At 63.8% G+C, this 12,235-nt stretch carries 12 protein-coding genes; all 12 read left to right on the top strand.

From position 1 onward, the window contains the following. Positions 1-90: 90 nt before the first annotated feature. The 12 genes from CAL13_RS19265 (at position 91) to CAL13_RS19210 (ending at position 12,108) form a co-directional block, all read left to right on the top strand. Positions 91-873, top strand: a complete 783-nt coding sequence (locus tag CAL13_RS19265; RefSeq protein ID WP_086058821.1) for an enoyl-CoA hydratase — start codon at positions 91-93, stop codon at positions 871-873. Between the two features lie 165 nt (positions 874-1,038). Continuing rightward, positions 1,039-2,577 (top strand): DUF1254 domain-containing protein, encoded by a 1,539-nt coding sequence (locus CAL13_RS19260; protein WP_086073256.1) that lies wholly within the window; start codon positions 1,039-1,041, stop codon positions 2,575-2,577. Positions 2,578-2,861: 284 nt separating this feature from the next. Then, positions 2,862-3,392, top strand: coding sequence for an ATP synthase subunit I (locus CAL13_RS19255; RefSeq protein ID WP_232462444.1), 531 nt, complete (start codon positions 2,862-2,864; stop codon positions 3,390-3,392). A 68-nt stretch (positions 3,393-3,460) separates the two neighbouring features. After that, complete coding sequence (atpB, locus tag CAL13_RS19250) at positions 3,461-4,342, top strand: F0F1 ATP synthase subunit A (RefSeq protein ID WP_086058819.1); 882 nt, start codon at positions 3,461-3,463, stop codon at positions 4,340-4,342. A 112-nt stretch (positions 4,343-4,454) separates the two neighbouring features. Next, complete coding sequence (atpE, locus tag CAL13_RS19245; protein ID WP_003815363.1) at positions 4,455-4,697, top strand: F0F1 ATP synthase subunit C; 243 nt, start codon at positions 4,455-4,457, stop codon at positions 4,695-4,697. Between the two features lie 142 nt (positions 4,698-4,839). Further along, entirely contained in the window at positions 4,840-5,310 is a 471-nt protein-coding gene (locus tag CAL13_RS19240) for a F0F1 ATP synthase subunit B (RefSeq protein WP_086058818.1), read from the top strand. A 12-nt stretch (positions 5,311-5,322) separates the two neighbouring features. Continuing rightward, positions 5,323-5,862 (top strand): F0F1 ATP synthase subunit delta, encoded by a 540-nt coding sequence (locus tag CAL13_RS19235; RefSeq protein ID WP_086058817.1) that lies wholly within the window; start codon positions 5,323-5,325, stop codon positions 5,860-5,862. A gap of 71 nt (positions 5,863-5,933) precedes the next feature. After that, complete coding sequence (gene atpA, locus CAL13_RS19230) at positions 5,934-7,475, top strand: F0F1 ATP synthase subunit alpha (RefSeq protein ID WP_086058816.1); 1,542 nt, start codon at positions 5,934-5,936, stop codon at positions 7,473-7,475. Positions 7,476-7,578: 103 nt separating this feature from the next. Beyond that, a complete protein-coding gene (gene atpG / locus CAL13_RS19225; protein WP_086058815.1) occupies positions 7,579-8,475 on the top strand; it encodes a F0F1 ATP synthase subunit gamma in 897 nt (298 codons plus the stop codon). A gap of 81 nt (positions 8,476-8,556) precedes the next feature. Next, a complete protein-coding gene (atpD, locus tag CAL13_RS19220; RefSeq protein ID WP_086058814.1) occupies positions 8,557-9,957 on the top strand; it encodes a F0F1 ATP synthase subunit beta in 1,401 nt (466 codons plus the stop codon). Between the two features lie 155 nt (positions 9,958-10,112). Continuing rightward, entirely contained in the window at positions 10,113-10,541 is a 429-nt protein-coding gene (locus CAL13_RS19215) for a F0F1 ATP synthase subunit epsilon (protein ID WP_086058813.1), read from the top strand. Between the two features lie 397 nt (positions 10,542-10,938). Continuing rightward, positions 10,939-12,108, top strand: coding sequence for a PepSY-associated TM helix domain-containing protein (locus CAL13_RS19210; RefSeq protein WP_086073255.1), 1,170 nt, complete (start codon positions 10,939-10,941; stop codon positions 12,106-12,108). Positions 12,109-12,235: the final 127 nt, after the last annotated feature.

Genomic DNA, 12,235 nt, shown 5'->3' with positions numbered 1-12,235 from the left:
CGGCGGCAACTGTATGCGGTTGGCATGGAGAAAACGACCGCGGGGCGTTATTCTCCGGCCGTCATCATTCCACAACGAAAGGAGGCATCCATGAGTGAATCGGAATCGCTGGTTCTGGTCGAGACGCGCGGTCGCGTCGGTTTGTTGACGTTGAACCGGCCCAAAGCCTTGAACGCCTTGAACGATGCCTTGATGGACGAACTGGGCCGGGCCCTGCTGGCTTTCGAGGACGACAGCTCCATCGGCGCCATCGTCATCACAGGCAGCGAGAAGGCCTTCGCCGCGGGCGCGGACATCGGCGCGATGAAGGACTGGACGTACATGGATGTCTACGGCAGCGAGTACATCACGCGCAATTGGGAAACGCTCAAGCGCGTACGCAAGCCGGTGATCGCGGCGGTTGCCGGCTATGCATTGGGCGGCGGCTGCGAATTGGCCATGATGTGCGACATTGTGGTGGCCGCCGATACGGCCAAGTTCGGGCAGCCTGAAATCAAGCTTGGCGTCATCCCCGGCGCGGGCGGCACGCAGCGCCTGCCGCGCGCCGTAGGCAAGGCCAAGGCCATGGACCTGGTGCTGACCGGACGCATGATGGGTGCGGAAGAGGCCGAACGCGCCGGTCTGGTGTCGCGCGTGGTGCCGGCGGACAAGCTGCTTGACGAGGCGGTCGAGGTGGGTACCGTCATTGCGTCCATGTCGCTGCCGGCCGCCATGATGGCGAAGGAATGCGTGAACCGCGCCTACGAGTCGCCCCTGGCCGAAGGCATGCTGTTCGAGCGGCGCGTGTTCCATTCGCTGTTCGGCACTCCGGACCAGAAAGAGGGCATGGCCGCGTTTGTCGAGAAGCGCAAGCCGAACTTCCACCACCGGTAAGCACGCGGTTTCTTATGGATACGTAGCTGCAGCGTTTGTATCAAGGGCGCGACCTATCCTTTGGGTTCCACGAAATAGGGTCGCCCTCACGGCTGTCCGCCGCGCGGATGAGCAGGCGCGGCGGTTGCTGATGGGGGCGGTCCGGCAACAACAAAGGAGCCCTCCATGCGTACTGTTCCCCATTCCGGCAAATGGCGGCTGGCCGCCCTGGCTTGCGTTTTAGGCGTCAGCGGCATGGCCGTCGCGCAATCCCCGCAGCCGACGCTGCGCCTGGTTTCGCAGACGCCTGTCCCCGCCCCGACGGTTCCTGCCGCGCCGATGAGCGCGCAGGAATTGCACGACACGGCCATCGACGCCTACGTCTATGCCTACCCGATGGTGCTGATGGAGCTTACCCGCCGCAATACGACCAATGTGGCGTCGCCGCTGGACGGGAAGGCGCCCATGAACCAGTTCGGGCATAAAACGGTTTTCCCGGATGCCGCTACGCCGCAGGCGCGTTGGCCGAACACCGATACGCTGTATTCCAGCATGTGGTACGACGTGAGCAATGGCCCGGTCATCGTCCGCGTGCCCGATCCCGGCAATCGCTTCTACGTGCTGTCGCTCATGGATATGTGGACGGACGTGTTCGCGTCGCGCGGCACGCGCACGAACGGCAATGGCCCGCAGACCTTCGCCATTGTGGGGCCGTACTGGCAGGGCGCTCTGCCCGCGGGGGTGGATGTCGTGCGCAGCCCGACGTCCATGGGCTGGGTGATCGGTCACGTGCAGGCCAGCGGCCCGAACGATTACGCGGCGGTGAATCAGTTCCAGGCCAACCTGTCGGCCACGCCCTATGCGGCTCCCAGGGCCGCGGCCCCCACGGGGCGCGCCATGTCGCCCGCCTCGCTCACGCCAATGACGCCGCAACCGTATGCGCCGCGCGCGGTGACGCCGCCGCCGGCGACCGAGGTCGCGCCGAGCGCCGCGCCGCCGGTGGAGCAGGTCGCCGGCATGGACGCCGCCACCTTCTGGGGCATTTTTGCCGATGCGGTCCGCAACAATCCGCCGCATGCCAACGACTACCCCATGCTGGACCGCCTGCGCCGGATCGGGCTTGGAACCACCTCTCCCGTCGCGTTCTCCCAGCTCGACCCCGCCGTGCAACAGGCGCTGGTCCAGGCCGGTCCGGAGGCCGGGCGCCGCATCGCCGACTACGTTTCGCGATTGGGCACCGGCATCAATGGCTGGAACACGGTGTCCGGCGGCATTGGCACCTATGGCACGAACTATCTGCGCCGTGCGGCCGTGGCGTATGCGGGACTGGGCGCCGGCTTGCCGGAAGACATCATGTATCCCGTCACGCTCATCGATTCCGAAGGCGACCGCCTGAGCGGCGACGAGGACTACGTGCTGCACTTCGACAAGGGGCAGTTGCCGCCCGTCAATGCGTTCTGGTCGCTGAACCTGTACGGGCCGAACCAGAGCTTCGTGGAAAACCCTGCTCGCCGTTATGCCATCCGCAGCACTGACAACCTTCGCTACAACGCCGACGGGTCGCTGGACATCTACATCCAGCACCGCGCGCCCAGCCGCGAGAAGCAGGCGAACTGGCTGCCGGCGCCTGCGGAAGGCCCGTTCATGCTCAATATGCGGCTGTATTGGCCGCGCGATATCGCGCTGACCCAGCAATGGGCGCCGCCGCCCGTGCGCGAGGACTGAAGCCGCGGCAGCGCTTCATCGCCAGCCAGGCGACGGAAGGGGCGGACATGGTCCGCCCCTTTTTTTGCGCGTTGAACGCCCTGGCTTTCATCGGCCTGTCGATTTGCCCGTGTGTTCGGATTCCAGCTATACTCCAATAGTTTGACGCTTGCGGGATTGAATCGTGGTTGCGTCGTCCAGACATCGGTCTGAAGGCTTTGGGAGAAGCTTTTCCGGAGGCGTTTGCGAGGGGTTGGGCGCAAGCATCCGGAACGAGGTCTGCCCCGGCAGGGGGGTCTGCGGAATTGATCAATAATTCCAACGACTTGAATGTCCTGAAAGAGGAACCGGAAAAACCGGGGGGAAGTCAGGGCAGTCAGTACAGTGAGACACCGCGCGATGCGCGGGCTCTGCCGACGGGTGAGGCCAGGCTGGTGCTCAGTGCGGAACAAAAAGCCGCGCTGCGCACGAGAACAAGCCGGGGGCTGATTCGAGCGGTCGTGGCGCAGTGCGTCATGGCGGTTCTGGCGACGGTGGTCGCGTGGCTGGTTGCGGGGACGGCAGCAGGTTTGTCGGCGCTGGTGGGGGCGGGGGCGTATCTTGTGCCAAACACTCTGTTTGCGCTGCGTTTGCTGGTGGACGCGCAACGGCCAGGCCGTGCCAATCCGTTCACTTTTTTCCTGGGCGAGGCATTCAAGCTGGGCATGACAGTGCTGCTGTTGTGGCTGGCGGTTCACCTTGGCGGTGAGCGGATCGTGTGGCCGGCGATGTTGATCGGCCTCATCTGCGCACTGAAAGGGTATGTACTGCTTCTGATGTTCGGCAAGTTGTCGTAGCGACGCTTCTAATCGTTCGAAAATGGCTGGCGTGACGCGCCAGCGACAGCAAACAGGGTAGGAAACAAATGGCTGCTGCCAGCGACGTGTCGCCCCAGTCTGAATATATTCAGCACCACCTGGTGCATCTGAACAACATTGGCGAAAAGCAGGATGCCATCGCCAATTTCAGCATCATCAATTACGACTCGCTGTTCTGGTCCATCCTGATGGGCCTGGTCGTGGTTTTCTTCCTGTGGCGCGCGGCGCGCAAAGCCACGGCAGGCGTGCCGGGCCGCTTCCAGATGTTCGTGGAGTCGCTCATCGACATGGTCGAGGAGCAGGCCAAGAGCATCGTCCCGAGCGAGGTCTCGCGCCGCTTCGTTTCTCCGCTGGCCCTCACGGTGTTCCTCTGGATCGTTCTGATGAACGCGCTGGACCTGGTGCCCGTGGATCTGCTCGCCACCATCTTCCGCTGGACCGGCCTGGGCGCGCACCATGGCGATCCCTTGTACTACCATCGCATCCTGCCCACGGCGGACCTCAACGTGCCCATGGGCATGTCGCTGGGCGTGCTGCTGCTGATGTTCTACTACGGGCTCAAGATCAAGCACCCCGGCGGCTTCGTGAAGGAACTGGTCAGCGCGCCGTTCCATGCGCACGGCTTCATGGCCATCGTGCTGTTCCCCTTCAATCTCCTGCTCAACCTGATCGAGTACGCGGCCAAGTCCGTGTCGCTGGGCATGCGGTTGTTCGGCAACATGTTCGCCGGCGAACTGATTTTCATGCTGATCGCGCTGCTGGGCGGCGCCTGGACAGGCTTCAACGCCTCCAGCATCAGCCTGGGCATCGGCCAGCTGCTGGCGGGCTCCATCTGGGCCATCTTCCATATCCTGATCGTGCTGCTGCAAGGCTTTATTTTCATGATGCTGACGCTGGTCTACATCGGCCAGGCGCACGAAGGACATTGACCGGGTTTTTCGGCCCGGGTTCAGGCCCGGGCCGGGACGCAAGATCTTCTTGCATTGCGCTGTACCTCTTCCAATCACTCTTGACATTCAGATTTCTCAACAAGGAGTTGTCATGACCAACGTAGCTTTCGTTGCTCTCGCCTGCGGTCTCATCATCGGTCTGGGCGCCATCGGCGCTTGCATCGGTATCGCGCTGATGGGGGGCAAATACCTGGAAGCTTCGGCTCGTCAGCCTGAACTGATGAACGCCCTGCAAACCAAGATGTTCCTGCTGGCTGGCCTGATCGACGCCGCGTTCCTGATCGGTGTCGGTATCGCCATGCTGTTCGCGTTCGCCAACCCCTTCGTCGGCTGACATCGGTTGATGGCGCATGCCCCCGCCGGTGCGCCGGCGGGTCAAAAACGCCGGTGACAGGCTGCGTGCCTGGGCGCCGGCAAGTATCGAGTGCTCCAGGCGCTTAGGCGCCGGGGCCTTAAGGTGTTAAAGGGAAACGACCGTGAATCTGAACGCGACGATCTTTTTCCAGATGCTCGTGTTCTTCGTTCTGGGCTGGTTCACGATGAAGTTCGTGTGGCCGCCGCTGACGAAGGCGATGGATGAGCGCCGCCAGAAAATCGCCGACGGCCTGGCCGCGGCGGAAAAGGGCAAGGCCGACCTCGCCCAGGCGCAGGCGCGCATCAGTCTGATCGAAGCTTCTGCCAAGTCCGAAAACCACGCTCGCATGGTGGAAGCCGAAAAGCAGGCGAACATGCTGCTGGATCAGGCGCGCCGCGAAGCGGAAGCCGAACGCGCGCGTATCGTGGCGCAGGCCAAGCAGGATGCCGAGCTGGAAGTGCAGCGCGCGCGCGACCGGTTGCGCGACGAGGTCGCCGCCCTGGCCGTCAAGGGCGCCGAGCAAATCCTGCGTCGCGAGATCGATGCCCGTGCCCATGCCGAGCTGCTGAACCAGCTCAAGGCGCAGCTTTAATCCGGAAACGTCATGGCTGAACTATCGACTGTCGCCCGGCCGTATGCCGAGGCCTTGTTCGCCGCCGCGCGCGAAGACAAGGCAGGGCTGGACTTCTGGACCGGGCTGGTGAATCAAATGGCCCAGATCGCCGGCAATCCGGACGTTCGTGCGGCCATGTCGGATCCCCGACTGGCGGACACCGAACGCGCGCAGGCCTTCGTCGGACTTCTGCAGGGCGACGTGCCGCAGTACGCGCGCAACTTCATCGCCTTGCTGGTCGAAAACGACCGCCTGCTGCTTCTGCCCGAGATCGCGGAGCAGTTCGAGGCGCTGAGGAACCGCCACGAGGGCACGGCGCAGGCCGACATCGCCAGCGCGTTCGAGCTGAGCCCCGAGCAGGTCAAGGACTTGCTTGCCGCCCTGGAACTGAAGTTCGGCCTCAAGCTAAAGCCCCGCGTGACGGTCGATCCCTCCCTGATCGGTGGGGTTCGGGTGGCCGTGGGAGATCAGGTGCTCGATACATCGGTGCAAGCGCAATTGGCCCGCATGCGCGATACGCTGGCGGCATAGGCCTACAGGCGCACAGGCGGCCGCGCGATGCGCAGCCGCCGCGCCATTAACAGGATTCCAGGAGTCTGAAAATGCAACTCAATCCCTCCGAGATCAGCGAACTGCTCAAGAGCCGCATCGAGGGCCTGGGCGCTTCGACCGATATCCGTACCCAGGGCACGGTGGTTTCCGTGACCGACGGTATTACCCGCATCCACGGTCTGTCCGACGTGATGCAGGGCGAAATGCTCGAGTTTCCCAACAACACCTTCGGCGTGGCCCTGAACCTCGAGCGCGATTCCGTCGGCGCCGTGGTGCTGGGCGACTACACCCAGGTGTCGGAAGGCGACCAGGTCAAGACGACCGGCCGCATTCTGGAAGTGCCCGTGGGCCCCGAGCTGAAGGGCCGTGTCGTGAACACGCTGGGCGAGCCCATCGACGGCCGTGGTCCGATCAACACGAAAGAAACCGACGTGATCGAAAAGGTTGCGCCGGGCGTGATCGCCCGCCGCTCGGTGTCGCAGCCGCTGCAGACCGGTATCAAGGCCATCGACGCCATGGTGCCTATCGGCCGCGGCCAGCGCGAACTGATCATCGGCGACCGCCAGACCGGCAAGACCGCCGTCGCGGTGGACACCATCATCAGCCAGAAGGGCAAGGGCGTTACCTGCGTGTACGTCGCCATTGGCCAAAAGGCGTCGACGATCAACAACGTGGTGCGCAAGCTGGAAGAGCACGGCGCGATGGAATACACCATCGTCGTTGCGGCCTCGGCCTCCGACTCGGCCGCCATGCAGTATCTGGCTCCGTACGCCGGCTGCACGATGGGCGAATACTTCCGCGACCGCGGCGAAGACGCGCTGATCATCTATGACGATCTGACCAAGCAAGCCTGGGCGTACCGCCAGGTGTCGCTGCTGCTGCGCCGTCCGCCCGGCCGTGAAGCCTATCCCGGCGACGTCTTCTACCTGCACAGCCGTCTGCTGGAGCGCGCCGCGCGCGTCAATGAAGAGTACGTCGAGAAGTTCACCAACGGCGCAGTCAAGGGCAAGACCGGCTCGCTCACCGCGCTGCCGATCATCGAAACCCAGGCCGGCGACGTGTCCGCCTTCGTGCCGACCAACGTGATCTCGATCACCGACGGCCAGATCTTCCTGGAGACGGACCTGTTCAACGCTGGTGTGCGTCCCGCCATCAACGCCGGTATCTCGGTGTCCCGCGTGGGCGGCGCCGCGCAGACCAAGGTCGTCAAGAAGCTGTCCGGCGGTATCCGTACCGACCTGGCGCAGTACCGTGAACTGGCCGCCTTCGCGCAGTTCGCCTCGGACCTGGACGACGCCACCCGCCGTCAGCTGGAACGCGGCAAGCGCGTGGTGGAACTGCTCAAGCAGCCGCAGTACCAGCCGCTGCAGGTGTGGGAACTGGCCGTCAGCCTGTATGCCGTGAACAACGGCTACCTGGACGATGTCGAGGTTCCGCAAGTACTGGCTTTCGAAAAGGCGCTGAAGGACCACCTGAAGTCCAAGATGCCCGACTTGATCCAGCGCATCGAAGACACCAAGGAACTGTCCAAGGACGACGAAGCCGTGCTGGCTTCCGAGATCCAGGAGTTCAAGAAGCACGGTGCTTTTTAAGTAATTTTGACTGTGACGAGGTCGGCGGGCGCCGCAAGGCGCATCCGGCCTGCATGGCCGGCGGGGCGAGCCTCGCCGCCGACCGTCTCACCAGGAAAGCGCAATGCCCGGAATCAAGGAAATCCGTACCAAGATCAAGAGCGTGCAGAACACGCGCAAGATCACCAAGGCGATGGAAATGGTCGCCGCATCCAAAATGCGCAAGGCGCAGGACCGGATGCGGGCGGGCCGTCCCTACGCCACCAAGGTGCGCGCCATCGCGTCGCACCTGATGCAGGCCAATCCGGAATATACGCATCCGTACCTGGTCGCGCGCGAGCAGGTCAAGGCCGTGGGCGTGGTGCTGGTGACCACCGACAAGGGCCTGTGCGGCGGCCTGAACACGAACATTTCGCGTGTCACGCTTGCCAAGCTGCGCGAGTTCCAGGAGCGGGGCGTGCAGGTGCAGTTCACCGCGCTCGGCAACAAAGGCATGGGGCTGCTTACCCGCATTGGCGCGAACCTGGTGTCGCAGGAAGTCGGTCTGGGCGACCAGCCCCATCTGGACCGTCTCCTGGGCGCGATCAAGGTCCAGCTGGATGCCTACCTGGACGGCCGTATCGACGAGCTGTACGTCGCCACGACCCGCTTCGTGAACACGATGAAGCAGGAGCCGGTGTTCCTGCGTCTGCTGCCGCTGCCCGAGGGCGATCTGGAAGACCCCTTCCGTGGCGGCGAAAGCGAATCGCTGAAGTCGGAGTACAGCTGGGACTACATCTACGAGCCCGACGCCCGGGCGGTCATCGACGACCTGCTGCAACGCTATGTCGAGGGCTTGCTCTACCAGGCGGTGGCCGAAAACATGGCCTCGGAACAATCCGCCCGGATGGTGGCCATGAAGGCCGCTTCGGACAATGCCAAGAAAGTGATCGGCGATCTGCAACTGGTCTACAACAAGACGCGTCAGGCCGCGATCACCAAGGAAATTTCGGAAATCGTGGGGGGAGCCGCCGCCGTCTGACGCCACGGTGCCCGCAGGCACCCCGCCGGCGTCCCCGGATGCAGCATCCCGACAGGACATAGAGTTATCAAAGGAATCGACATGAGCAACGGAACCATCGTTCAGTGCATCGGCGCCGTGGTGGATATTCAGTTCCCCCGCGATCAAATGCCCAAGATCTACGAGGCGCTCACCCTGACTGAAGAAGGCAACGCCTTTGCCGAGAAAGGGCTGACCTTCGAAGTCCAGCAGCAGCTGGGCGACGGCGTGGTGCGTACGATCGCGCTGGGTTCCAGCGACGGCCTGCGCCGCGGCATGAGCGTGGCCGCCACCGGCGCCCCCATTTCGGTGCCCGTGGGCGCCGGCACGCTGGGCCGCATCATGGACGTGCTTGGCCGTCCCATCGACGAGGCGGGCCCCATCCAGCACGAAGAAAAGCGCAGCATCCACCAGGAAGCGCCCGCGTTCGACGAGCTCTCGCCTTCCGTCGAACTGCTCGAAACCGGCATCAAGGTTATCGACCTGGTCTGCCCCTTCGCCAAGGGCGGCAAGGTCGGCCTGTTCGGCGGCGCCGGCGTGGGCAAGACCGTCAACATGATGGAGCTCATCAACAACATCGCCAAGCAGCACAGCGGTCTGTCGGTGTTCGCCGGCGTGGGTGAGCGCACTCGTGAAGGCAACGACTTCTACCACGAAATGGAAGAGTCGAACGTGCTGGACAAGGTCGCCATGGTGTTCGGTCAGATGAACGAACCCCCGGGCAACCGTCTGCGCGTGGCGCTGACCGGCCTGACCATGGCTGAGAAGTTCCGCGACGAAGGCCGTGACATTCTGTTCTTCGTGGACAACATCTACCGCTACACGCTGGCCGGTACCGAAGTGTCGGCGCTGCTGGGCCGTATGCCGTCGGCAGTGGGCTACCAGCCCACGCTGGCCGAGGAAATGGGCAAGCTGCAAGAGCGCATTACCTCGACGAAGACCGGTTCCATTACGTCCATCCAGGCCGTGTACGTGCCGGCGGACGACCTGACCGACCCCTCGCCCGCGACCACCTTCCAGCATCTGGACTCCACCGTCGTGCTGTCGCGTGACATCGCCGCGCTGGGCATCTACCCCGCCGTGGATCCCCTGGATTCGACCAGCCGCCAGCTGGATCCGCAGGTCGTCGGCGAAGAGCATTACACGGTGGCCCGCGGCGTTCAACAGACGCTGCAGCGTTACAAGGAACTGCGCGACATCATCGCGATTCTGGGCATGGACGAGCTGTCGCCCGACGACAAGCTGGCCGTGGCCCGCGCGCGCAAGATCCAGCGCTTCCTGTCGCAGCCCTTCCACGTGGCCGAAGTGTTCACGGGGTCGCCCGGCAAGTACGTGCCGCTGGCCGAGACCATCCGCGGCTTCAAGATGATCGTGAACGGCGAGTGCGATGCACTGCCCGAGCAGGCCTTCTACATGGTGGGCACGATCGACGAAGCCTTCGAGAAGGCCAAGAAACTGCAATAAGCGGATAAGGCACAGACCCATCCCCGGCGCGCATCGCGCTTGCCCCTCAAGGGGGCGGCGCTGCCGGACCGGCAAAGCCGGATCCGCGGCGCGCGGGATGGTGAGGGGTCTGTTTGACGCGGCAAGGGTGGCGCGCAGCGCCACGGAGAATTGAAATGGCTACTCTGCATGTTGATGTGGTCAGTGCGGATGCGGAAATCTTCGCCGGCGATGCGAAGTTCGTCGTCCTGCCTGGCGAGGCGGGTGAGCTGGGCATTCTGCCTGGACACACGCCGCTGATTACGCGGATCCGCCCGGGCACCTTGAAGGTCGTGCGCGAGGACGGCAGCGAAGAAAACGTCTTCGTTGCCGGCGGCATCCTGGAAGTCCAGCCGGGCAGCGTCACGGTGCTGGCCGACACGGCCATTCGCGCCGCCGACCTGGACGAGGCCAAGGCCGAGGCCGCCCGTCAGAAGGCGGAGGAGGCCCTGCGCAACGCCAAGGACAAGGCGGACATTGCCGTTGTCGAGGCGGAGCTGGCCATGCTGGCGGCGCAGGCCGTCGCCGCACGCCGTCTGCGCGGCGGTTCGGGCCGCCGTCACTGAGCGGCGGCGCTAGCGCCGCTGCGCGGCGTTATCGAGTCCACGCACGCGCCGCGGCGCCCAGCACTGATCACAGCTACACACGCACGACACAAAGGCCAGGCAGGCCGAATCCCGTATCGGGGATGGGACGATTCTCCTCTCCATGCGCGGTTCACCTGCCTGGCTTTTTTTCGTCCGCGCGTTGCCGTTGGCGTCGCCATGAGTACAATAGTGAGACACATTCTTATTATTATTAATAGCGGTACTCGATCAGCTTAACGTCGTTGATGCCTCGGACGATCCCGTGCGTATCGGCGTAAAGGCTGCCGCCGCCGCTTGGTGTTGTCCGGCGCCCCAATCGCATGGGGCGCAGGCTGCGCCGGATTTGCTCGCGAACCCCCGGCCGGAGCCCGATCGCATGGGAAAAATTTCTATCAAAACCTGGTTCGAGATCCATAAGTGGACCAGCCTGATCTGCACCATCTTCCTGCTGATGCTGTGCGTGACGGGGCTGCCGCTGATCTTCACGCATGAGATCGAACATTGGCTGGACGACGGGGAACCGTATGCCGTTGTGGCGCCCGGCACGCCTCGCGCCAGTATGGACGGCATGCTGGCGACCGCGAAGCGGATGTATCCCACCGATGCGGTCGAATGGCTTTTCATCGACGACGAGGATCCGCAAGTCCTCATCGGGCTGAACTCCCAGCCGGGCAACGACGGCACGGCGCATCGCATGCGGTTCGACGCCCATACCGGACAGTTGCTGAAGCACGTGCCGCCGGCGGATCAGGAAGGCCATGGATTCATGGACATCATGCTGCACCTGCATGTGGATATGTTCGCCGGCCTTGCGGGCGAGTTGTTTCTTGGCTTCATGGGCCTGTTGTTCTGCATCGCCATTGTCTCGGGCGTGGTGCTGTACGGCCCATACATGAAGAAGATTTCCTTCGGCACCGTCCGCGCGGCGCGTTCGACCAGGATCAAATGGCTGGACCTGCACAACCTGCTGGGCGTCGCCACGCTGGCCTGGGCCTTCGTCGTTGGTGTGACGGGTGTAATCAACGACCTTTCCACGCCGATGTTCCGCTACTGGCAGGCTACCGCGCTGCAGACGCTGCTGGCGCCCTACCAGGGCCAGACGACGCCGAAGGTCAGCGAGCTGGCGTCCCTGGATGCGGCAATGGAGACCGCGGCGAAGGCGCTGCCCGGGATGAGCGTCGCCAGCGTCACCTTCCCGGGAAGCCCGTACGGCAGCCCGTATCACTACGTCATCTGGGCCAAGGGCAACACGCCGCTGACATCCCGCCTGTTCAGCCCCGCCCTTGTCGATGGCCGCACCGGCGAATTAACGGCGACCGTGGAAATGCCCTGGTACCTGCGGGCGCTGGAAGTCTCCCGCCCCTTGCATTTCGGCGACTACGCCGGCATGCCGCTGAAGATCATCTGGGCGGTGCTGGACGTCATCACCATCATCGTTCTCGGCAGCGGTCTGTATTTGTGGTTCGCCCGCCGCAAGTCCGCCGCCGCACGCATCGCGGAGCTGGAGGCGCGCCACAAGGCCTGGGCGGAAGGGGCCAAAGCCTGACACCCTGGCGGCAGATTCCGGCCAGCGTTTTCCCAGCGTTTTCCCTTACGTAACTCCCGCAGTGTGGACTTTGCGTATTGTCCGTGTCGCGCCCGGTATCTAGTCTTGCAGCTCTTCATAACTCGAA

The sequence above is a fragment of the Bordetella genomosp. 9 genome, assembly GCF_002119725.1.
Lineage (GTDB): Bacteria > Pseudomonadota > Gammaproteobacteria > Burkholderiales > Burkholderiaceae_B > Bordetella_C.
Note: the sequence above shows the minus strand (reverse complement) of the source record. Positions and strands in the feature narration are given on the sequence as shown.